This is a genomic window from Streptomyces sp. NPDC051636 (assembly GCF_044453765.1).
Classification (GTDB): domain Bacteria; phylum Actinomycetota; class Actinomycetes; order Streptomycetales; family Streptomycetaceae; genus Streptomyces.
In genome coordinates this window covers 175,579-197,609 of the sequence record NZ_JBITDA010000009.1, presented here as the reverse complement: position 1 = coordinate 197,609, position 22,031 = coordinate 175,579, and the positions used below count along the sequence as shown (strand labels likewise).

19 protein-coding genes and 3 tRNA genes are annotated in these 22,031 nt (G+C 71.0%); 14 read left to right on the top strand and 8 right to left on the bottom strand.

Annotated elements, in window-relative coordinates; translation table 11 throughout:
• The first annotated feature begins 237 nt into the window (after window positions 1-237).
• From ACIBBH_RS18830 to ACIBBH_RS18820, 3 genes are all read left to right on the top strand, one after another.
• Complete coding sequence (locus ACIBBH_RS18830; RefSeq protein ID WP_399405863.1) at window positions 238-615, top strand: hypothetical protein; 378 nt, start codon at window positions 238-240, stop codon at window positions 613-615.
• Window positions 616-838: 223 nt separating this feature from the next.
• On the top strand, window positions 839-1,390 hold the full coding sequence (locus ACIBBH_RS18825; RefSeq protein ID WP_399405861.1) for a hypothetical protein: 552 nt from the start codon (window positions 839-841) through the stop codon (window positions 1,388-1,390).
• Window positions 1,381-1,454, top strand: a tRNA-Lys gene (locus ACIBBH_RS18820). The genes ACIBBH_RS18825 and ACIBBH_RS18820 overlap by 10 nt, the downstream gene beginning before the upstream one ends.
• Before the next feature lie 67 nt (window positions 1,455-1,521).
• Here the strand turns inward: ACIBBH_RS18820 and ACIBBH_RS18815 are convergent.
• Window positions 1,522-2,841, bottom strand: coding sequence for a M6 family metalloprotease domain-containing protein (locus ACIBBH_RS18815; RefSeq protein WP_399405966.1), 1,320 nt, complete (start codon window positions 2,839-2,841; stop codon window positions 1,522-1,524).
• Between the two features lie 314 nt (window positions 2,842-3,155).
• On the opposite strand from ACIBBH_RS18815, the gene ACIBBH_RS18810 reads away from it, so the two are divergent.
• Window positions 3,156-5,018 carry a putative bifunctional diguanylate cyclase/phosphodiesterase gene (locus ACIBBH_RS18810; RefSeq protein WP_399405859.1) on the top strand — a complete coding sequence of 621 codons (1,863 nt, stop codon included), beginning with the start codon at window positions 3,156-3,158 and terminating at the stop codon, window positions 5,016-5,018.
• On the opposite strand, the gene ACIBBH_RS18805 is transcribed toward ACIBBH_RS18810, so the two are convergent.
• The gene (locus ACIBBH_RS18805) at window positions 4,997-6,085 is read right to left on the bottom strand and encodes an LLM class flavin-dependent oxidoreductase (RefSeq protein WP_399405857.1); all 1,089 of its coding nucleotides are present in this window, start codon (window positions 6,083-6,085) and stop codon (window positions 4,997-4,999) included. The two genes, ACIBBH_RS18810 and ACIBBH_RS18805, sit on opposite strands and share 22 nt — an antisense overlap.
• A gap of 93 nt (window positions 6,086-6,178) precedes the next feature.
• Window positions 6,179-6,910, bottom strand: coding sequence for a decarboxylase (locus tag ACIBBH_RS18800; protein WP_399405855.1), 732 nt, complete (start codon window positions 6,908-6,910; stop codon window positions 6,179-6,181).
• Window positions 6,911-7,031: 121 nt separating this feature from the next.
• Here ACIBBH_RS18800 and ehuB point away from each other — a divergent pair, with 121 nt between their 5' ends.
• From ehuB to ACIBBH_RS18770, 6 genes are all read left to right on the top strand, one after another.
• A complete protein-coding gene (gene ehuB, locus ACIBBH_RS18795) occupies window positions 7,032-7,946 on the top strand; it encodes an ectoine/hydroxyectoine ABC transporter substrate-binding protein EhuB (protein WP_399405853.1) in 915 nt (304 codons plus the stop codon).
• The gene (gene ehuC / locus ACIBBH_RS18790; RefSeq protein WP_399405852.1) at window positions 7,943-8,671 is read left to right on the top strand and encodes an ectoine/hydroxyectoine ABC transporter permease subunit EhuC; all 729 of its coding nucleotides are present in this window, start codon (window positions 7,943-7,945) and stop codon (window positions 8,669-8,671) included. Before ehuB ends, ehuC begins: the two co-directional genes overlap by 4 nt.
• Window positions 8,668-9,351 carry an ectoine/hydroxyectoine ABC transporter permease subunit EhuD gene (ehuD, locus tag ACIBBH_RS18785; protein WP_399405850.1) on the top strand — a complete coding sequence of 228 codons (684 nt, stop codon included), beginning with the start codon at window positions 8,668-8,670 and terminating at the stop codon, window positions 9,349-9,351. Before ehuC ends, ehuD begins: the two co-directional genes overlap by 4 nt.
• Entirely contained in the window at window positions 9,341-10,138 is a 798-nt protein-coding gene (ehuA, locus tag ACIBBH_RS18780; protein WP_399405848.1) for an ectoine/hydroxyectoine ABC transporter ATP-binding protein EhuA, read from the top strand. Before ehuD ends, ehuA begins: the two co-directional genes overlap by 11 nt.
• A 205-nt stretch (window positions 10,139-10,343) precedes the next feature.
• Window positions 10,344-11,102, top strand: a complete 759-nt coding sequence (locus ACIBBH_RS18775; protein ID WP_399405846.1) for an IclR family transcriptional regulator — start codon at window positions 10,344-10,346, stop codon at window positions 11,100-11,102.
• 97 nt (window positions 11,103-11,199) lie between these two features.
• Window positions 11,200-11,273, top strand: a tRNA-Lys gene (locus tag ACIBBH_RS18770).
• Between the two features lie 113 nt (window positions 11,274-11,386).
• Here ACIBBH_RS18770 and ACIBBH_RS18765 read toward each other — a convergent pair.
• The 5 genes from ACIBBH_RS18765 to ACIBBH_RS18745 form a co-directional block, all read right to left on the bottom strand.
• Window positions 11,387-13,045 (bottom strand): AMP-binding protein, encoded by a 1,659-nt coding sequence (locus tag ACIBBH_RS18765; RefSeq protein ID WP_399405844.1) that lies wholly within the window; start codon window positions 13,043-13,045, stop codon window positions 11,387-11,389.
• A gap of 26 nt (window positions 13,046-13,071) precedes the next feature.
• On the bottom strand, window positions 13,072-13,521 hold the full coding sequence (locus tag ACIBBH_RS18760; RefSeq protein ID WP_399405842.1) for a hypothetical protein: 450 nt from the start codon (window positions 13,519-13,521) through the stop codon (window positions 13,072-13,074).
• A gap of 108 nt (window positions 13,522-13,629) precedes the next feature.
• Window positions 13,630-14,235, bottom strand: coding sequence for a lytic polysaccharide monooxygenase (locus ACIBBH_RS18755; protein WP_399405840.1), 606 nt, complete (start codon window positions 14,233-14,235; stop codon window positions 13,630-13,632).
• 97 nt (window positions 14,236-14,332) lie between these two features.
• A complete protein-coding gene (locus ACIBBH_RS18750) occupies window positions 14,333-15,451 on the bottom strand; it encodes an SPFH domain-containing protein (RefSeq protein ID WP_399405838.1) in 1,119 nt (372 codons plus the stop codon).
• Between the two features lie 59 nt (window positions 15,452-15,510).
• Window positions 15,511-16,839 (bottom strand): peptidoglycan-binding protein, encoded by a 1,329-nt coding sequence (locus tag ACIBBH_RS18745; RefSeq protein ID WP_399405836.1) that lies wholly within the window; start codon window positions 16,837-16,839, stop codon window positions 15,511-15,513.
• A gap of 202 nt (window positions 16,840-17,041) precedes the next feature.
• Between ACIBBH_RS18745 and ACIBBH_RS18740 the strand changes: the two genes are divergently transcribed.
• From ACIBBH_RS18740 to ACIBBH_RS18725, 4 genes are all read left to right on the top strand, one after another.
• A tRNA-Lys gene (locus tag ACIBBH_RS18740) sits at window positions 17,042-17,115 on the top strand.
• Window positions 17,116-17,182: 67 nt separating this feature from the next.
• Window positions 17,183-17,872 carry a FadR/GntR family transcriptional regulator gene (locus ACIBBH_RS18735; RefSeq protein ID WP_399405834.1) on the top strand — a complete coding sequence of 230 codons (690 nt, stop codon included), beginning with the start codon at window positions 17,183-17,185 and terminating at the stop codon, window positions 17,870-17,872.
• A gap of 260 nt (window positions 17,873-18,132) precedes the next feature.
• The gene (locus ACIBBH_RS18730; RefSeq protein ID WP_399405832.1) at window positions 18,133-20,079 is read left to right on the top strand and encodes a glycosyltransferase family 2 protein; all 1,947 of its coding nucleotides are present in this window, start codon (window positions 18,133-18,135) and stop codon (window positions 20,077-20,079) included.
• Entirely contained in the window at window positions 20,076-22,013 is a 1,938-nt protein-coding gene (locus tag ACIBBH_RS18725; RefSeq protein ID WP_399405830.1) for a galactose oxidase-like domain-containing protein, read from the top strand. Before ACIBBH_RS18730 ends, ACIBBH_RS18725 begins: the two co-directional genes overlap by 4 nt.
• The last annotated feature ends 18 nt before the right edge of the window (window positions 22,014-22,031 follow it).

Genomic DNA, 22,031 nt, shown 5'->3' with positions numbered 1-22,031 from the left:
CGAGCCCAACGCCCCCCATCCGCCGGACGGAGTCCGGCACGCCGCCGGAGGCGGCCAGGAAACACAGCCCGGACGGGTGGGAGGCGCACCACGCGGTACTGGCGCACCTCACGGAACACCGGGTGCTCTGGCGGGCTTGAGCCGTTGTTCAGCGCTCCCTTGCCCCGGGGCGGGACAATGGAGGGTGGCCCACCCAGATGGCGGCGCCCTACCGAACCGTACGAGGAGGAGAAAGACATGGCGGAGCCCACGCCGCGTCGGCACGAACCGCGGCTACGCCCCGCGCCCCTGCTCTTCGAGCCCGCGGAGGCGGCCGCCGACCCGGAGCACTTCTTCGACCTGGAGTCGATCGAGGATCCGCGGGAGCTGCTGGCGCGGGCGACGGAGCTGACGCAGGCGTTCCGTGCGGCGACCGATCGGGCGATGGAGTTCCAGGCCATCGCGGCGGCGCAGCTGGCCGATCCTCGGCGGTTCGACCGGCTGACGGCGGCGGACATCGCCGAGCGGGCGGAGTGGACCGAGGACTATGCCAAGAAGATGGTGGAGTTCGGCCGGGATCTGATGCGCGGGGCTGCCGCCGAAGGCGAGGGGCGGGGGTCTGCTGATCCCGTGTGACTTGGTGCCCGGCGCTGGTGCCCGGTGGGTCGCGCAGCTTTGCGCCGGCCGGGTGCCGCCCCAGCGGCACGACTGCCCGCGGCTACGCGGGATCAAGGCAGCCGACCGCAGTTACGCACATGGCATATGCCAGGCGGGCAAGATACCCCCACCCGCACCCCCCTGTCCCCATTTTTCGCAACCCACCGCTGCAAGAAGCTCACCGCCGGTAGATCTGAACGCCATGAGCAGTGCACGGGACGACATGATCGGTGTCACCGGCGTCACCCCCGACGGCGCCGAATGGCTGGCCTCGGCAGGAACGTACAAGCGGAGCGGCTGCGCCGCGGCGGTGCTGCCGTGCGGGAGTGTCTTCGATGTGGTGAACGTGCCGGCGATGTTCGGGCGGCGGATGCTGGACCGGCTGTGGGGCGACGGGCCGGGGTCGGGGCCGGTGGCGGTGCACCGGGGCCGGATGCAGCTGTTCACCGCGCCGGGTACGGCGCAGCGGCTGCCCTCCCTGCTGGCCTGGGAGGAGTGGGGCTGGGCCATTCCGCCACTGCTCTGCCACGGCAACGGGGACGCGGTGACCGTCCCGACGCTCACCGACGGTGACGGCCCGGCGCCGGGCGGTGCCCGCTGGCTGGTCGCTCCCGACGCCCGGCACCCCTGGCTGCCCGGCCCCGAGGTGGTGCTGTGGGCGGCCGTACGGGCGGCCCGCGCGGCGCTGCGGATATCGATTTTTCCTCCCGCCGACCAGGATGCTAAGGTCTACGACGTCAGCAGGCGCCGCTAGCTCAGTTGGTTAGAGCAGCTGACTCTTAATCAGCGGGTCCGGGGTTCGAGTCCCTGGCGGCGCACATGACGACGGAGGGTCACGTTCGAGAGAACGTGACCCTCCGTTGCTGTCCACGCCCCTCCGCACACTCACGTCCCACCCGGCGTGATCTTCACCGTCCACTCCCCGGAGACGGTCCGCCCCTCCACCTCCACCCGCACGCCCTCGCCCGGCACCGTGAAGCTCTCGCCGAGGGCGACCGGCGCGTCGGCGAGGGGCGGGTACACCGAGTCCTCCCAGCAGGCCTCGCTGTGCGGGTGGGCGTCGATCACCTGGACCGGCCCGTCCCCGGACTCCGCCCCGCCGCGCACCCGGTACACCAGTACGCCTGAACGGCAGGCCGCGCGGTCGTTCCCGGCCGGGCCGCGCGCCTCGAAGGCCAGCACGGACTCGGGGCCGGTGCGCACGAGGGCCAGTTTCAGGCCGTCGCCGAGCCCGAAGGCCGGGGCGCCAAAGGCGCCCGCGACCGTGATGCCCGGGCCCGCGGCCAGCGGCTCCAGCGTCAGCCGGGTGGCCCCGGAGTCCCGCACGCACACCACCTGGCGCGGCCCCAGCCAGCCCAGCTTCCACTTGTGCCAGCCCAACAGGTCGGGGGCGAGCCCGAACTGGCTGCCCATCAGGTCCCAGTCCCCGACGTAGGTGTCCCAGTCGCCCTTGCCGTCCACCGGGCGGTGGTACAGGTCCGGCAGGTCGAAGACGTGCCCCGTCTCGTGCGCGAGCACCAGCCGGTCCGGCGGATGCTTCTCGAAGACCGTGACCACCCGCCGCACGTCCTTGCCGTCGACGTGCAGCGGGGTGTCCAGATTGACCACCTTCGTCGCGTCGGAGTCCACCCCGGGCGCGTCCGGGTCGGCGACGAAGTACACGATGTCGTAGCGCGAGAAGTCCACGTCGGGGTCGGCCGTGGCGAACGCGTCGCGCAGGTAGGCGGCCCGCCGGGCGGGGTCCCAGTCCCGCCTTATGGCGTACGACGTCGACGGCTGCGGCATGCGGAGCCAGCGCCGCAGCGGATGCGGGCGCAGGGCGAACCGGCCGTAGGAGGCGCGCGCGAAGAAGCGGTTGGTGGCCGGGAAGTGGTCGGCGGTCAGCTCGCCGGGGGTGGTGCGGGGGGCGGAGTCCGGGAAGGACAGGAACACCAGGACGGCGTCGAGCGGCCGGGTCGGGCGGGAGTAGGCGGCGTTCCAGGTGTCCACGCCCTCCGAGTGGTGCGCGTCGGTCCGCTTCAGGGCGCACGGTGCCGCGGTGAACGGCTCGGCGACCGAGGGGCCGGTCAGGATGGAGGTCGCGGCGAGGGCGGACATGGTGGTGAACACGGCGGCGGTGCTGCGCAGCCGCGGCCGGGCGCCGGCTCGGGCGAGCCGCGCACGTGCCTCACGGGAAAGCCGCTTGTGGGGCAGCTGACGCGGCACGGGGACCTCCGGATGCGGTTCACGGGACACCGCATTCAGCCTCTGTGAATTTGTCGTACTTCGCCCTGTTTGCCTGCACCAGAAGGGTGAGGACCTCCGGAGTGCCACGAATGGCCGACACCCCGAAACACTCACGGAACGTCACAACCGGTCAGAGGCCTTAAGAACCCGCCCAGGGACGGGCAGAAACGATCTGTCAGAACCGCCGCACCGTCCGGGACACTGGACTGTGGCTGCAAGGCCCCGGGGCCAGCCTCTATGATCGGCACACTTTCCTGCACGGACAGAGATCGAGTGCACTGCGGGAGCGAGCGGTGAGCGGAACGTCCGAAGGGCCGACGCCCGCGGCAGACCTCGACCGGTCAGCCGTCACAGAGAGTGACAATGCGACGCCTCCTCGTGCCGGAGCCGGCGCCCGTACTCCCGACCCCCCACCCCGCACGTACCGCTCGGTGTTCGCGGCCGCCCCGCTCGCCATGGCCGTCGTCGACCGCGAGGGCCTGGTCGCCGACGCCAACGACGCCTTCGGCGACCTGCTCGGCACCGAACCCGGGGCACTGACCGGGCAGGTCGCCGCCGATCTGGTGGACCTGAGCTCCGACGCCCGCACCTGGCACGCCTACCGGGAGGTGCTGCGCGGCCGGCAGGCCAGACTGCGCTGCACCCGCCGTCTGAAACACCCGGACGGACACTCGGTGTGGGTGCAGGTCACCGCCGCTCCCCTCGCGGACGCCGAACCGGGCGTCCTGCTGTCCGTCACCGACATCAGCGCCCGCCGCGAACTCCAGGCCCGGCTACGGCACTTGCAGATGCACGACCCGGTGACCCGGCTGCCCAACCGCACGCTGTTCTTCGAACGCCTTTCGGCCGCGCTGGAGGCGGAGTCGTACGAGCAGAGCGGAACCGGCCGGATCGGGCTGTGCTATCTGGACCTGGACGGCTTCAAGGCGGTCAACGACACCCTCGGCCACCGCGTCGGCGACCGTCTGCTGGCCGCCGTCGCCGAACGCCTGACCCGGGTCGCGGGCGAGGCCGGATACGCCCGGTCGGGCACGCCGCTGGTCGCGCGCCTCGGCGGCGACGAGTTCGCGCTGCTGGTGGAGGACTCGACGGGGACGGAACAGCTCGCCGAGCTGGCCGAGTCGGCGCTGAAGGCCCTCCAGGCCCCCTTCGACCTGGCCGGCCAGCGCCTGTCGCTGTCCGCCTCGATCGGCGTCGTCGAACGCCACGCGGCCGGCACCACCGCCACCGGCCTGATGCAGGCCGCCGACACGACCCTGTACTGGGCGAAGGCCGACGGCAAGGCCCGCTGGACGCTGTTCGACCCCGAGCGCAACGCGCACCGCATCACCCGCCAGGCCCTGTCCTCCGCGCTCCGTCATGCCATCGACCGGGGCGAATTCCTGCTGGAGTACCAGCCGTTGGTGGCCATGGAGGACGGCCGTCTGCGCGGTGTCGAGGCCCTCGTCCGCTGGAACCACCCGCAGTTCGGCATCTTGACGCCGAATCGGTTCATCGGACTGGCCGAGGAGGACGGCTCGATCGTCCCGCTGGGCCGCTGGGCCCTGGCGACCGCCTGCCGGCAGGCCCGCCGCTGGCAGCTGGACCACCCCGGCGAGCCGCCGATCTTCGTGAGCGTCAACGTGGCCGTCCGCCAGGTCTGGGACTCCGACCTGGTCGCGGACGTGGCGGAGATCCTCGCGGAAACGGGCCTGGCCCCGCACCTGCTCCAACTCGAACTCACCGAGTCGGCGGTGATGGGCTCGGCCGGCCGCCCGCTCCAGGCCCTGCAGGCCCTCAGCGACATGGGCGTGCGCATCGCCATCGACGACTTCGGCACCGGCTACTCGAACCTGGCCTACCTCAGCCGCCTGCCGGTGTCGGTCCTCAAACTGGACGGCTCCTTCGTCCGCGGCTTCCAGTACGAGGAGTCCAAGGACGCGACCGCCGCCCCGCCGAACCCCGCCGACGAGGTCATCGTCGAGGCGATGATCCAGCTGGCCCACCGTCTGGGCCTCACGGTCACCGCCGAGTGCGTGGAGACCTCCGCACAGGCCTCCCGCCTGCGGCGCATCGGCTGCGACACCGGCCAGGGCTGGCTGTACTCCCGGCCGGTGCCGCCGGATCGTATCTCCGAGCTGCTGGGGGCGCAGACCTACGCGGTCGGCAACCCGTAGGCGTCCGCGATGAGTTCGTACGACCGCAGCCGCAGCTCACCGCGGTGCGCGTGCGAGGTCAGCATCAACTCGTCGGCTCCGGTCCGCTTCTGCAGCTCGTCGAGCCCGGCCCGCACTTCATCGACCGTGCCGTGCACGATGTTCCCGGCCCAGGAGGTGACGAACTCCTCCTCCCGCGGGCTGAATTCATGCGCCTCGGCCTCTTCGGGACTGGGAAAGAGCCCGGGCCGCCCGGTACGCAGCCGCACCATGTTCAGGGCGGTGGCCCGCACCTGCCGCCGGGCCTCCTTCTCCTCGTCCGCGGCGAGGGCGGAGACACCGATGAGGGCGTACGGCCGGTCCAGCACCTCGGACGGCCGGAAGGACTCCCGGTACAGGTCCAGGGCCGGGAGGGTGTTCTGCGCCGAGAAGTGGTGCGCGAAGGCGAAGGGCAGCCCGAGCAGCCCGGCGAGGCGGGCACTGAACCCGGAGGAGCCGAGCAGCCAGACGGGCGGCCGGTGCGGTGACTGGACGCCGCCCGGGGAGGTCGCCTGCACGGGCCCCGGCACGGCGTGGATCCGCCGATACGGATGCCCGTCGGGGAAGTCGTCGTCCAGGAACCGGGTCAGTTCGGCCAGCTGCTGCGGAAAGTCGTCCGCGTCTTCGTTGAGGGTGTCCGTCCGCCGCAGCGCGGCCGCCGTCGCCCCGTCCGTCCCCGGCGCCCGCCCCAGCCCCAGGTCGATCCGCCCCGGCGCCATGGCCTCCAGCGTCCCGAACTGCTCGGCGATGACCAGGGGCGCGTGGTTGGGCAGCATCACCCCACCCGACCCGAGCCTGATCCGCTCCGTGTGCGCCGCGAGATGCGCCAGGATCACCGCCGGCGAGGAGGACGCCACCCCCGGCATCGAGTGGTGCTCGGCCACCCAGTACCGGTGAAACCCCCGCGACTCGGTGAGCCGCGCCAGCGTGACGCTGGTCCGCAACGCGTCGGTGGCGGTACTCCCCGCGCCGACGGTCACCAGATCCAGCACGGAGAGGGGAACGGGGGCGGTCCCCTGCGCGACCCCCCGGATCTCGTCTGCCGACACGGTGTGTGCCTCCTGTTTCTTGGCGGTGGCCTGTAAGGGGGGCTAACAGGAGGGTGACTCCGGTTTATTCCCGCGGGGCCCGGACCCGCGCGATCACACCTGCACGATCGGCTCCCGCGTGAACAACGCCCCCAGCTCCGGCGCATTGACCCGGCGGTCCGTCAACCGCAGCGCCTCCCACACCGTCACCTGGTTCGCGGTGAGCACCGGCTTGCCCAGCGCCTCCTCGAGAAGCGGCACGTAAGCCGCCGTGTGCAACGCGGTGTCCGGCAGGACGACCGCCTCAGCCCCGGAGACGTCCGCCGACCGGGCCAGCGCCAGCGTCTCCGCCTCGCCCCACCCCGCGACCTCCCGCGCCGACACACTCCCGGCCGCCCGTACGCCGGCCACCTCCACACCGCCCGCCCGCAGGAAGTCCGCGAACAGCCCGGCCACGTCCTGCGGGTAGGGCGCCCCGACGGCCACCCGCCGTGCCCCGACCTCCCGCACCGCGTGCACGAAGGCGAAGGACGTCGAGGAGGCCGGCATGCCCGCCGCCCGGGCCAGGGCGCGTACCTGCTCGTGGGCGCCCTCCCAGCCGTACACGAAGCTGCCGCTGGTGGACGCCCACAGCACCGCCTCCGCCCCGGACAGCCGGAGTCCTTCCACCCCCGTCGCCAGCCGCTCGGGTGAGCCCATCTCGCGCAGCGCGTCCACCTGCCGCGTGTCCTCACCGGCCTCGGTGTGGACCAGGTCCACCCGGATGTCGCTGCCGAGGAGCTGCTCGATGCGCGGGTAGTCGTCCTCGGCGAAGTGCCCCGGGTAGAGGATTCCGAGTGCGGTCATGTCCTGCCCTCCTGCGGTTCTTCCGGAAAGCGGTACGGGTACCCCGTGGGCGCGGCCCACCTCCGTACGCGAAGGAAAACCGTGGCGCATAAGTCTCTTGGGTCCGGGTAGCCGCGCCGCCATGGCTCCACTCGGGTACGACGATCACACAACCGGACACGAACGCAGACACACCCGCCGCGCGGTGCTCACGGGTCTCGCGGCGGCCGGCGCACTGGGCGCCGCCGGCTGCGCGCGCGTGGCCACCGCCTCCACCACGAACGGCGGCGAACTGCTCGACCGGCTCCGGGCCCAGGGCGTCGTACGCCTCGGCATCGCGGGCGAGATCCCCTTCGGGTACATCGACAAGGACGGGCGGCTGACCGGCGAGGCACCGGAGTTGGCGCGGGCCGTGTTCAAGCGGCTCGGGGTGGACCGGGTGCAGCCGGTGCCGACGGAGTTCGGCTCGCTCATCCCGGGGCTGAACTCGCAGCAGTTCGACGTCGTGGCCGCCGGGATGTACGTCACCCCGGACCGCTGCCGGCAGGTCATCTTCGCCGACCCCGACTACCAGATGCTGGATTCGTTCGTCGTCCGGAAGGGGAACCCGAAGGGGTTGCGCACCTTCAAGGACGCGGTCGCGAAGAAGGCGAAGTGCGCCATCGGCACCGGGTACGCCCAGATCCAGCACGCGGTCGAGGCGGGCTACAAGGAGAGCGACATCCTGATCGTCCCGGACCAGGTGGCCGGGCTGAACGCCGTCGAGGCGGGCCGCGTCGACTTCTTCGCCGGAACCGCCGTCACGGTCCGCCAGGTGGTGGCGAAGTCGGCCAAGGCGGAGGCCATCAAGCCCTTCGTCCCCGTGGTGGACGGCAAACCGCACGTCGACGGGGGCGCGTTCGCGTTCCGGCCGACGGAGACGAAGCTGCGGGACGCCTTCAACGCCCAGCTGAAAAAGCTCAGGGAGAGCGGGGAGCTGGAGCGCATCCTGCGGCCGTTCGGCTTCACCAAGGCCGAGATGACCACGCTGACCACGAAGGAGCTGTGCGGCGGATGACCTCGGGGCTCTGGGAACTCGTACTCAAAGGAGTCTGGACCACGGTCCAGCTGCTGCTGTTCAGCACGCTGCTGGCCGCGGCGGTCTCCTTCACCGTGGGCGTCGCGCGCACCCACCGGCTGTGGATCGTCCGCTTCCTCGCCGGCCTCTACACCGAGGTGTTCCGCGGCACCTCGGCACTGGTGATGATCTTCTGGGTGTTCTTCGTGCTGCCGATCGCCTTCGGCTGGCAGCTGGTGCCCATGTGGGCGGGCACGCTGGCGCTCGGTCTCACCTACGGGGCGTACGGCGCGGAGATCGTACGCGGTGCGCTGAACGCGGTCGACCCGGCGCAGCAGGAGGGCGGGATCGCGCTCAGCTTCACGCCCTGGCAGCGCCTCAGGCTGATCCTGCTGCCCCAGGCGGTGCCGGAGACCATCCCGTCCTTCTGCAACCTGCTGATCGAGCTGCTCAAGGGCACGGCGCTGGTCTCCGTCATGGGCATGGGCGACCTGACCTTCAGCGCCAACCTGGTGCGCCTCGCGCTCCAGCAGAGCGCGGAGATCTACATGTACGTCCTGCTCATCTACTTCCTGATCGCCTTTGTGCTCACCCGGCTCATGCGGGGGCTGGAGAAGCGGCTGAAGGCCGGGATCGGCAAGGACCCCGGCACGGAGACGACGGCGCGTGCACTCAAGCGCGCTCAGACGACCGGCGTGGGTGCCGCGGGCGGAGGTGCCGCATGAAGTGGGACTGGAGCGCCGTGAACGCATTCATGCCGCACTTCTGGGACGGCCTGGAGGTCACGCTGCAGGCGCTGGCCCTCGGCTCGCTGCTCTCGTTCGCCCTGGGTCTGGTGTGGGCGCTGCTGATGACGCCGACCCTCCCCCACGCTCGAACACACTCGCGCGGGTGGTACCCCCTGGTGCGCTGGCCGGTGGGGGTCGTCACCGAGTTCGTCCGCAACACCCCGCTGCTGGTGCAGCTGTTCTTCCTCTTCTACGTGCTGCCCGAGTGGGGTCTGACCTTCTCGGCGCTGGCCACCGGCGTCTTCGCGATCGGCCTGCACTACTCGACCTACACGATGCAGGTCTACCGGGCCGGTATCGAGGCGGTGCCCGCCGGACAGTGGGAGGCCGCGACGGCGCTGAACCTGCCCCGGCGGCGGACGTGGACGGCGGTGATCCTGCCGCAGGCGATCCGCCGCGTCATCCCCGCCCTCGGCAACTACGTGATCTCCATGCTCAAGGACACGCCGATGCTGATGGTGATCACCGTGCTGGAGATGCTCGGGCAGGCGCGGCTCTACTCCCAGCAGCACTTCCAGTTCACCGAGCCCCTCACTGTGATCGGCGTGGCCTTCATTCTCATTTCCTATCTGGCCTCCCTTCTCCTGCGAGCCCTGGAGCGACGTCTTGTCCGCTGACACCCCTCTGCTGAAAGAAACCGGCACCCGTGCCAACCCGCCCGTGGACGGGGGCGAGCTGATCCGTCTGGACGGCGTCACCAAGCGGTTCGGGGCGAACACCGTGCTCGACCGGCTGGACTTCTCCGTCGACAGCGGCAAGCACGTCACCCTGATCGGCCCGTCCGGCTCCGGCAAGACCACGATCCTGCGGCTGCTGATGACCCTCACCAAGCCGGACGAGGGCACGATCACGGTCGACGGACAGCGGCTCTTCCCGGCGCCGGAGAAGCAGGTGCGGGAGGTCCGCAAGAAGATCGGGATGGTGTTCCAGCAGTTCAACCTGTTCCCGAACATGAGTGTGCTGCGCAATGTCACCGAGGCCCCGGTGACCGTGCTCGGCCTGTCCAAGGACGAGGCGGAGGCGCGGGCCCGGGAGCTGCTGGACCTGGTGGGCCTGACCGACAAGTGCGACGCCCGGCCGACGCAGCTGTCCGGCGGCCAGCAGCAGCGGGTGGCGATCGCCCGGGCGCTGGCGATGCGGCCGAAGGTGCTGCTCCTGGACGAGGTGACCTCCGCGCTCGACCCGGAGCTGGTCGCGGGCGTGCTGGACGTGCTCCGGGACATCGCGCACTCCACCGACATCACGATGCTCTGCGTGACCCACGAGATGGGGTTCGCCCGGGACATCTCCGACAAGGTGCTGATGTTCGACTCGGGGCGGGTGATCGAGGCGGGGCCGCCGGAGAAGCTGTTCAACGATCCGGAGCAGGAGCGGACCCGGGAATTCCTCAGCGCGGTCCTGTGACTACGGGGAGTGAACACGCCGAACCCGAGGTCCGGACGCCGGGTCATGACCCTGGCACATGCCAGTGAGCCTGCGCCCCAGCTGAGAGGCCACGCGCGGGCCACTATCTCACCAACAACCGCTCCCCTTGCGGCTCTTGCCGGTTATCGTGGTAGGGATCCGCTGTCCGGATCGCGGCCCACACAGCGAGCGCAGGGGGACAACCGTGGCGCTGAAGCACGAGCCGACCGCCCCGTACCACTCCGCCCAGGACGCCCTGCGCGTCCTGGAGACGGTGGCACGCCACCCCGCCGGCGTCACCGACGCCGAGCTGGCCCGCCACACCCGCCTGCACCCCGAGCGCCTGACCGCCCTGCTGCGCATGCTGCGCCGCGAGGGGTACGTCGAGCAGGTCACCGACGGGGCCTACGTCACCGGCGCCGCCCTCACCCGCCTCGCCTCCGCCCACAACCGCGAGCAGGCCCTGCGCGAGAAGCTCCAGCACACCCTCGACCGGCTGCGCGACTCGGTCGGCGCGGCCGTCTACCTGAGCCGGTACGTCGACGGTGAGATCAAGGTCACCCAGTGCGCGGTCAGCCCGGCCACGCCCGCGGTCAACGAGTGGGTCGACTTCCGCTGCTCCGCGCACGCCACCGCGATCGGCAAGAGCCTGCTGACCCAGCTGGACCACAACGCCCGGCGCGACCACCTCTCCCGCCACAAGATGGCCCGCCTCACCTCGCGCACCATCACCAGCGACAAGCTCCTGCTCTCCCGCCTGGAATCCCAGCCGCCGACGGTGCCCGTCCTGGACCTCCAGGAGTACGCGGTCGGCACGGTCTGCGCGGCGGTCCCGATCACGGCCGGCACCTCGGTGGGCTGCCTGGCGCTGTCGCTCCCGGTCGAGCACGCCCACCGGCTGCGGCAGGCGGCGGAGGCCCTCAACCGGAACGCGGCTCCGGTGCTGCTGTCGCTGGCGATCTAGCGCGATCCGGGCCTGGTCCGCCACGTTCACAACCACCCCCCGAGACCAGGTAGTATTTTCTCCGTCGCCGACCGCGGAAGCGGGAGGCGGGGGTCATGCGCCGCTAGCTCAGTTGGTTAGAGCAGCTGACTCTTAATCAGCGGGTCCGGGGTTCGAGTCCCTGGCGGCGCACGATGACGATGGCGAGCCACGTCCGCACAAAGCGCGGACGTGGCTCGCCATCGTCGCGTCTGCGCGGCTCCGCCGCCCACACCCCTCCCTCACGCGGGCCGCGTCTTCTCAGCTCACCGGCCGAGCAGCTCCTCCCGCCCCCGCTCCCGGTACTCGGCGACCAGCTCCGCGACGTCGTCCTCCGTCAGCCTCCGGTACCCGTACTCCCCCGGTGGCCGCCACCACACCGGATCGCCGCACCGGAAGCCCTCCCGCCTGAGCCCCGCCCGCTGGATCTTGTTCGTGGCGGTCACCGGCATCCGCTCCACCACCCGTACGAACCGGGGTGCCATCTTCGTGCCCAGGTCGGGCTGGGCGAGCAGGAACTCGGCGAAGTCCAGCGGGTCGAACCCCCCGGCGTCTGCCGCGAGCGTGGCCATCACCTGGTCGCCGGCCACCGGGTCCGGCACCGCGTACACGGCGACGGCCCGCGCGCCCTCGTACCGGGCGAGGATGTTCTCGATCATCGCGGCGGCCAGGTTCTCGCTGTCGACGCGGAGGCGGTCGCCGGCCCGGCCGGCGAAGTAGAGGTAGCCGTCGCCGTCCCGGTAGAAGAGGTCGCCGGTCCAGTAGCAGCCGTCCCTCCTGCGCTCGGCCTCCGCCTCCGGATTGCGCCAGTAGCCCTCGAAGGGGTTCGGGGCCCGGTTGACCAGCTCTCCTATGGCCTGCTCCCCGTTCAGCAGCCGTCCGGAGTCGTCGAAGACGGCCGGCGGGCACTCCTCGCGCGTCTCCGGGTCGAGCACGACCAGGCCCGGTGCCGCGCGCCCCACCGCGCCGGTCGGGGTGCCCGGCGACCACTGGATCGCCGCGCCGCCCTCCGAGGAGCCGTACCCCTCCACCAGCCGCACCCCGAACCGCCGCTCGAAGGCCGCCGCGTCCACCGCCCCGGCCTCCGTGCCGAAGCCCAGGCGCAGCGGGTTGTCCCGGTCGTCGGGGCGCGGCTCGGTGGCCAGGACGTACTGCACCGCCCGGCCGACGTAGGTGAAGTACGTCGCCCGGTAGCGGCGCACGTCCGCCAGGAACCCCGATGCCGAGAACCGCCGTCTGAGCGCCACCCCGGCCCCGGCGGCCAGCGCGGGCGCCCAGTCGGCGATCACCGCGTTGCCGTGGAACATCGGCATGCAGATGTAGTGCACGTCGTCCGGGCGCACCCCGAACAGTGCGGCGAGGGAGTCTCCGGCGGCGGCCAGGCGGCCCTGCGAGCAGATCGCGGCCTTGGGGGCGCCGGTGGAGCCGGAGGTGAAGCAGAGGAGCAGCCGGTCGGCCGGGGTGGCACGGGCCGGGTCCGGTGCGGCGCCGGTGTACGGGGCGAGCAGGGCGTCGTACGCCGGGGTGCCGGTGACCAGGAGGCGTACTCCGGGCAGGTCGAGGCCGTCGAGGAGGGGAAGGTGGGCCCGCTCGGTGACCAGGACCGGGCACTCGGTGTGCAGGATGTCCCGGGCGAGTCCGGGGCCCCGGCGGGTGGGGTTGATCCCGGCGACCGCCGCGCCGGCGAGGGCGGCGGCACCCAGCCAGAGCGGGAACTCGGGAGTGTTGTCGAGCAGCACCCCGACGTGCGGTTCGGCGCGGGGCGGCAGCAGGTCGGCCAGGAGGGCCGCGCGGGCGGCGGCCCCGGCCGCAACCGCGTGGTGGGTCAGCACCCGCTCCTCGAACCACAGCCCCGGCCGGTGGTCACCCCACCGCGCCGCCACCAACTCGGCGACCGTGCGCTTCCCGGACTCCCTGGACTCCATGAGGGCGCACGTTAGTTGACGTACCGTCAGATGTGGAGGCTCATGCTGTGGTACGACACCATGAAGCCGACGCAGAACACCACGATCACGCCGAGAAAGGCCACCATGGCCAGCGCACCGGCCGCGTTCCTGACCGGGCTCGGCCTGCGGGCGGTGGCGGCGACCTCCCGGCCCTGCGTGTAGTACACGGTCACGATGTCGCCCTCGACGATCGTCGCCGGACCGTTCTCCTCCTCGAACCGTACGGACCGGCCGTCACGCGTCGTGAACTCGTAGACGTGGTGCAGCGTGGTCCGCACCGATGTGTCGTTCCCGCCGCCGTGCGTCGTCGTGAACGTCCGCAGACACCGCGCCTCGGCCGTGAGGCCGCTGTTCCAGGCGCTCCTGAGCTGCAGCGACCGGCGCACGACCCGGTACGCCACGAAGAGGGCCAGGCCCATGATGAGGCCGGGAATCCCGTAGAACATCGCTTCCATCGCGCTACCCCCGAGGTGCGTACGCCGGCCCGTGTGATCGGCGTGGCCGGAACCTACCGCGCCGGCCGGCGCACGCGCCTCAAGGGAAGCTCTGAACCCGGGCGCCGCTCAGAAGGTGACGTCGGAGCAGGCGTAGAACGCGTTGCCCGTGTCGGCGATCGTCCACACGGCGAGGATGACGTGGTGGCCGCTCAGCCCGGACGGCAGGGTGCCGCTGTGGCTGAGTGTCGACGGCGGGCGCTGACCGTTGTACGGCACCGTCAGGAACGGGGTCGTGTTGAGGTCCGAGCGGGACAGGGCGTGGTCCTGGTTCCAGCCCTGCCTGGTGACGTAGTACTTGAAGTCGGTCGTGGCGTGCATGGCGGTGAACTGCCAGCGGAAGGTGTAGCTCTGACCGCCGGTCACCCTCGTCGCCGGCCAGGCCGCGCCGGAGGGTGCCCTCGGCGAGCTGAGCTGGGCGAACCGGCTGACGCCGCCGTTGCAGAGCTGGCCGTCCGCCGGACCGCCCGCGGGGAAGCCCTTGGGGCCCTCGACGCTCTGCGGCTCCCACTGGATGTCGCCGCAGCCGGTCACCGTGCCGTTCTGGCAGAGCTTCTGCCTGCTGATGGGGAGGTCGGTGTAGCCGTGACCGCTCGCCCCGCCGGTGGAGAGCACGAAGGCTCCGGCGGTGGCGAGGCCCAGCACGACTGCGGACACCTTGGTCTGTGTGCGCATACTGCCGCTCCTGGAGAACGTGGGGGAGGTTCAGTGAGCTGTGCAGGTCTAGACCAAGTCTCAGGTTATTGCCGTTAGTTGAGCATGTCCATACCAATCACGGCGCGTGTTCGCGCCCCACGGCGAACGCCACCGTCAGCTCCCGCACCAGCGACTTGCGCTCGTAGTCGTCGAGGTCGACCAGCCCCCGCATGGTCAGCCGGGTCACCGTGTCCTCGACCGAGTCGACCACCGAGGTGAGCATGCGGGACCGCTGCTGGGCGTCCAGCACGGCGATCCGGCGGCGCTGCATGACGGCGGCGACCTCGGGGGCGTACTCGACCCGGACCGGCTGCACGGAGAACACCTCCAGGCCGACGGCTGCCGCGTCCGCCGCCACCAGCCGGGTCAGCGCCTCGCCCGTCGCCGCCACGAACGCCCGTGCGCCGTCCGGCGTCTCCACCGGCACCCGGGCCAGGGCGACCTCGACGCACTCCCGCAGATACCGCTCGTGATCGTCCACGCCGAGCGAGGCCCGCGCCGTGTCCCGCACCCGCCACACCACGAGGACCACCACCCGCAGTGCCACCCCGTTGCCGTCGGCGGCCGGCATCGTCTCGCTGCGCCAGTGCCGCAGCCGTACGTCGACCCGGTGCCGCCGCGTCAGCGGGTTGACCCACAGCAGACCGGTGCGGCGAACCGTTCCTCCGTAGCGGCCGAACAGCCCGAGCACCCACGCCCGTCCGGTGCGGCCCCGGGTCAGGCCGCCGAGGCCCAGCAGTCCGAGCGCCCCGGCCCCGGCGTACGCCGCCCACTGGGCCGGGCCCACTCCGGCACCCGCGTACGCCGGCAGGTGCAGCGCGTGCGACGCGAGCGGCGGCAGGACTCCCGCCCACCACGAGGTGGCCAGACAGCCGGCGATCCCGCCGGCCCCGGCGAGCACGCCCGCCGCCCCGGGCAGCACCCGGGCCGGCCGCTCGACGAGTTCGGGGTCGACGTGCGGCTGCTGCCGCACCCCGGCCGACCCGGGCCCGCGCAGCCGCGGCTGCTCGCCCGTGCCCTGCCGGCGGCCCACCACGGCGGGCCGCAGCGGCACCGGCGCCGGGTCGGGGTCGTCGCGGAACAACAGGTGGACGGGGATCTCGGTGGTGGCCTCGTTCTGGATCAGCCGGGCCGGCCTGGGCGGCTGTCCGGCGGGCCCCTCGGAATCGGACGTGTGCTCAGTGGTCGTGCTCATGTGTGCTCCAGCCTCCGCGCCAGACGCTTCACGAATGGATGGTCTTCACCAGGGGGCGGTTACGAGAACAGCCGCCGCCAGGTCTCCGGTCCCGGGTAGCCGTCCGCCGCGCCGCCCCGCCAGCCCTGGCTGCGCTGGAAGGCCTCGACGGCCCGCCGGTCCGCCTCGCTCCAGCGCGAGCCCGGCCCGTCGGGGTAGTACCTGCCGAACCCTTTCGTCACCAGCTGCCGCCCCAACTGCGTGACGTACGGGTTGTCCGCGCCCGGGCGGAACAGGTTCCGGCCGGGATAACCGGCGACGCCGTGCGAGGCGGGCGCGCCGGCCGCCCCGGGGGCGATGTCCCTGCCCTTGCCGCCCGCCAGCAGCTCCCAGGTGCGCGGCCCGGGCAGCCCGTCCGCGTCCGCGCCGGTCCAGCCCTGGGCCAGTTGGAAGGCCCGGGTCGCCCGCCGGTCCGCCTCGGACCAGCGCGGGCCGGGGCCCTCGGGGTAGTACGCCGCGGCGCCCCGGGCGGTCAGCATGCGGCCGAGCCGGGTGACGTGCTTGTTGTCGGCGCCGGGGCCGAAGTACACCGCTCCCGGGAACGGGGCCGGCGCGGTCGTGGCGGACGCGGGCTTCGCGTCGCCCGGCTCGGCTGCCGCCTTGTCGGGGGTCACCCCCTTGTAGCGGTACGGGACGTACTTGCCGGAGTTGGTCCAGTAGGCGTACGGGGTGGCCTGGCGGCGGGTGCGCGGGGGCGTCTGTTCGTAGGCGGTGTAGTAGGTGTGCGTGTGGTCGGTCCAGCCGCCGAAGAGGACCACGTGCGAGCCCTTCTCCGGGTTGTCGGGGTTGTGGAAGAGCAGGATGTCGCCGGGTTCCAGCTCGCCCTTGGCGATCTTCACGCCGTACTGGCCGAGGCTGCCGGTCCATTCGTTGCTGCCCAGTCCCCAGGCCATCGAGACGTAGCCCGAGCAGTCCTGCCGGTACCCGTCGGACCAGTAGTCGTCCATGCTGTACGGCACCTGCGCGGCGACCCAGGTCTTGGCCCGGTTGATGATCTCCGTACGGGTGGTGGCGGGGGGATGGGCGGGGTCGGCCGGCCTGGCCGGCCTGCCGCCGGGGCCGTGCAGCGGGGCCTTGCCGCCCTGGGGGGTGTCCGGCTCCTCGCCGTCCGCGGGGACGTGGGGCACGCCGGGGCGGTGCGGGGCGTGCGCCGCGCCGAGGGCGGCGGCCGGGTGGCCCGCGCCGACGGCGGCGGACGCGGCGGCGGCCACCACGAGGGCCCGCCGGGCGGCCGGGTGACCGCCGAATAGGCCGGGCAGGGAGGACGGGCTCACGCGCCGCCAGTGGACGCATCCGGGGCAGTCGCAGTCGCTCGCGGGATCGACGTCCTCGAATACCGGAGCCACCATGCGATCTGCCTCACATTCCAGGTCAGGGAGGGTTGTGAAATGTCCGCGTCTGTGCACGTTGATCAGTTTCCCAACTGTCTTCGCGACGCGCATGCTGACGGTCCGAATGATGTACGCGGCACTGCCCCCCGGCCGGGCAGCCCCGGCTCCCGGGTGGTCCGGAGCACCCGATGGGGTCGGGTAGAGTTAACGACGTCAGCAGGCGCCGCTAGCTCAGTTGGTTAGAGCAGCTGACTCTTAATCAGCGGGTCCGGGGTTCGAGTCCCTGGCGGCGCACGCAAGGCAGCAGGCCTCTCGTACGAACGAGGGGCCTGTTCGCCGTTTGGCCGGATACCCTCTGGCCATGGCAGCCCGTGACCTCCAGGAGCGGATCAAGAAGCTCATCGTCGACCGCCGGCTGGCCTCGGGGGCCCCGCTGCCGACCGAGTCCGAGCTGATGGAGTTCCTCGGCGCCGGCCGGAACTCGGTGCGCGAGGCACTGAAGGCGCTCCAGGCGATGGGCATCGTCGAGATCCGGCACGGCTTCGGCACCTACGTCGGCCCCATGTCCTTCGCCCCCATGATCGAGGGCCTCGCCTTCCGCACGGTCGCCGGGCACTACCGGGGCGAGGACTCCCTGCTCCAGCTGCTCGAACTGCGCGAGGCGGTGGAGACCGGCCTGGTCTCCCGGCTGGCGGGGCGGCTGCCGGAGGCCGACCTGCTCGAACTGGACCGGCTCGTCGACCGTATGGAGCAGCAGGCCGGGCAGGGCGCCGGTCTCGCCGAGACCGACCGCGCGTTTCACGCCACCCTCTACCGCGGGCTGGACAACACGCTGCTGAGCGAGGTGCTCGAGGCGTTCTGGGACGCCTTCCACCGCGTCCAGCGGGACCTCGTGGAGGTGCCGCAGGATCCGCGGGTCACCTGCCGGCAGCACCGGGAGATCCTGGACGCGGTCCGCTCGGGTGACTCCATGCGAGCGGAGAAGGCCATAAGAGACCATTTCTGCAACATCCGTGCCCGGCTGTCCCCCACAGCCGTATTTGACCGGTAAACACCGCGTTTCGCGACTTGCGATCATGCGGAACGCCGTAGAACCCTGGTTGCTCAACATGCCGCTGTTTCACGGCAGTTGGGGGGAAAAGCAAACGGTTGCGGGGGTTACGGGATGAGGGGTCCCGTTCACGAACGGATGCCGAGGGGGGCATCCGCAACCGGAATGTCAGGTCCGTGTCCACAGGCTGCGAACGGCCTGCGACCCGCTATTGACGCGACATACATACACGCGCTGACCTGCGCGTGGGGGGATGGCTCATGACGTCGACGCCGACGGGCGCCCGGCATAGCAACGATTCGTCACACACTGCACACGATCAATCACAAACAACACCACTACGAATGCCCTCGCATCGGACCGGCACCGCGGGGGCGTTCCACAGGATCAAGAAGACCCTGCCGAGATACGACTACGAGCACTACAGCCGGCTCGCGGGCCCTCTCACGCAGCCCGACCCGGACAAGCCGTACAAGGTGCGCTACCGCTCACTGCTCTCGCAGGAGCCGCACCGCGTCCGGGCCGCCCTCATGCTGGGCGCGGCCCCGCTGCTCTCCCTGGTCCTGCTGGCCTGGCTGCTCCAGCCGGAGCACTGGACCGAGCGCGACCATCCGGCCCACGACTTCCTGCCGGCGCTGGATGTCGTGATGCTGGTCTCGATCGGACTGATCGAGTTCTTCCGCTGCATGAACGTAGTGTCCAACGCGCACGCCACGCTGGTCGCCCGCGACCCCGTCCCGGTGGTGCCCGAGACCGGCACCCGGGTCGCCTTCGTCACCACCTTCGTGCCCGGCAAGGAACCACTGGAGATGGTGACGAAGACCCTGGAGGCGGCCGTACGGCTGCGCCACCGGGGCGTGCTGCACGTGTGGCTGCTCGACGAGGGCGACGACCCGGAGGTGAAGGCTGTCTGTGCGCGCCTGGGCGTGCACCACTTCTCCCGCAAGGGCGTCGAGAAGTGGAACCAGGCCAAGGGCCCGCACCGCGCCAGGACCAAGCACGGCAACTACAACGCCTGGCTGGAGGCGCACGGCGACGCCTACGACTTCTTCGCCTCCGTCGACACCGACCACGTGCCGCTGCCCAACTACCTGGAGAGGATGCTGGGTTACTTCCGCGACCCGGACGTCGGCTTCGTCATCGGCCCGCAGGTGTACGGCAACTACGACACCTTCGTCACCAAGGCGGCCGAGTCGCAGCAGTTCCTGTTCCACGCGCTGATCCAGCGGGCGGGCAACCGGTACGGCGGCCCGATGTTCGTCGGTACGTCGAACGCCGTACGGATCAAGGCGCTCCAGCAGATCGGTGGCCTGTACGACTCGATCACCGAGGACATGGCGACCGGTTTCGAGATGCACCGCGCCGAGAACCCGGCCACGGGCCGCAAGTGGAAGTCGGTGTACACGCCGGACGTGCTCGCGGTCGGCGAGGGACCGAACGCCTGGACGGACTTCTTCACCCAGCAGCTGCGCTGGTCGCGGGGCACGTACGAGACGATCCTCAAGCAGTACTGGAAGGGCTTCTTCTCGCTGCCGCCCGGCAAGCTCTTCAACTACACGATGATGATCGTCTTCTACCCGATGTCCGCCCTCAACTGGATCCTGGCGGCGCTGAGTTGCGCCCTGTTCCTGGGCCTGGGCGCCTCGGGTGTGAACATCGACCCGACCGTGTGGCTGATGCTGTACGGCAACGCCTCCGCGCTGCAGATCGGCCTGTACATCTGGAACCGGCGGCACAACGTCTCCCCGCACGAGCCGGAGGGGTCCGGCGGTGTCGCGGGCATGGTGATGTCCGCGCTGTCGGCGCCCATCTACGCCCGCTCGCTGATGGACGCCGTACTGCGCCGCAGGAGCAGGTTCGTGGTCACGCCCAAGGGCGAGTCGGCCAGCCCCGACACGCTGTTCGGGACCTTCCGGATCCACTGGTTCTTCATCCTGGTCTTCGCCGGTTCGCTCGCCGCCGGCTTCGCCTTCGGGCACTCCCACCCCGCGATGATCACCTGGGCGGCCTTCGCCCTGCTGATCACCGCCTCACCGATCTTCGCGTGGCGGTACACGCTGCGGCGGGAGAGGAAGCGAGCGGCTGCGGCGGCGGTCACGGAACCGCAGGACGCGGTGCCCGCGGGATACGCGCCGGCCGCGGCGTACCCGCCGCACGAGCAGACCATGCAGATCGCGCTCGGCGGACCGGGGGGACGCAAGGAATGAACGACAGTGCCGGCCGCCGCCGCGCCCGCCGACTCGCGATCGGCACGGCGGTGGTACTCGCGCTCGCCGGGATGAACGGACCGTGGCTGTACCGCTTCGGAACCGTGCAATACCACCAGTACAAGATCAACAGACCCGGGTACAAGGCCGCGAACGGCCACTGGGACATCATCGAGTTCCCCGAGGAGTACCGCCAGGACACCATCCACGCGGCCCTCCTGCACACCGGCAAGGTGCTGCTGGTCGCCGGCTCTGGCAACAACCAGGACAACTTCGACGCCAAGAAGTTCGACACCCGGATCTGGGACCCGGTCAAGGGCACGGTCAAGAAGGTCCCCACGCCCAAAGACCTGTTCTGCACCGGCCACACCCAGCTGGCCGACGGCAACCTGCTGATCGCGGGCGGGACGAAGCGGTACGAGAAGCTCAAGGGTGACGTCACCAAGGCCGGCGGCCTGATGATCGTCCACAACGAGAACCCGGACAAGCCGATCACGCTGCCCGCGGGCACGAGGTTCACCGGCAGGGGCAACGGCAGGACGTTCGTCTCCAAGGACCCCGTGCTCGTACCCCGCGCCAAGAAGGTCTTCGACAAGAAGACCGGCAAGTTCCTGCGCAACGACCCCGGCCTCGGCCGGATCTACGTCGAGGCGCAGAAGAGCGGCACCAAGTACGAGACGGGTACCCAGGACAACTACCGCATCCGGGGTCTGACCGGCCTGGACGCGCGCAACACCTACGGCATCGCGCAGAAGCTCGCCCTCGACAAGAAGGACTTCCAGGGGATACGGGACGCGTACGAGTTCGACCCGGTCGCCGAGAAGTACATCAAGGTCGACCCGATGAACGAGGCCCGCTGGTACCCGACGCTCACCACCCTGAGCGACGGGAAGATCCTCAGCGTCTCCGGCCTCGACGACATCGGCCAGCTGGTCCCGGGGAAGAACGAGGTCTTCGACCCCAAGACCAGGACATGGACGTACACGAAGAAGATCCGGCAGTTCCCGACCTACCCGGCGCTGTTCCTGACAGAGAACGGGAAGATCTTCTACTCGGGGTCCAACGCGGGCTACGGGCCGGACGACGTGGGCCGGGACCCGGGCATCTGGGACGTGGACACCAACAGGTTCACCAAGCTGCCCGGGCTGAGCGACCCCAGCATGATGGAGACCTCCGGGACCGTGCTGCTGCCGCCGGCGCAGGACGAGAGGTACCTGGTGATCGGCGGCGGCGGGGTCGGCGAGTCGAAGCTGTCCAGCAAGAGGACACGGCTGATCGACCTCAGGGCCGCCGACCCGAGGTTCGTGGACGGGCCGTCGCTGGAGAAGGGCACGCGCTATCCGCAGTCCGCGATCCTGCCCGACGACACGGTGCTGGTCTCGGGCGGCTCTCAGGACTACCGGGGCCGCAGCGACTCCAACATCCACCAGGCCCGGCTCTACCACCCGGACAGCAACAGCTTCACCCGGGTCGCCGACCCGCTGGTGGGGCGCAACTACCACTCCGGGTCGGTCCTGCTGCCCGACGGCCGCGTGATGTTCTTCGGCTCCGACTCGCTGTACGGGGACAAGGCCAACACCAAACCGGGCAGGTTCGAGCAGCGGATCGAGATCTACACCCCGCCGTACCTGTACCGGGACGCGCGGCCCTCGCTGTCCGGCGGGCCGCGGACGATCGCCCGCGGCGCTTCGGGGACGTTCACCTCACGGCACGCGGCGACGATCAAGAAGGTGCGGCTGATCCGGCCGAGCGCTTCCACGCACGTGACGGACGTCGACCAGCGGTCCGTCGCGCTGGACTTCAAGACGTCCGGCAACAAGATCACCGTGACGGTGCCGAAGAACCGGAACCTGGTGCAGTCGGGGTGGTACATGCTGTTCGTGGACGACGACCAGGGGACGCCGAGCAAGGCGCGGTGGGTCAGGGTGCCGTAGCGGCAGTGCACTCGGGGG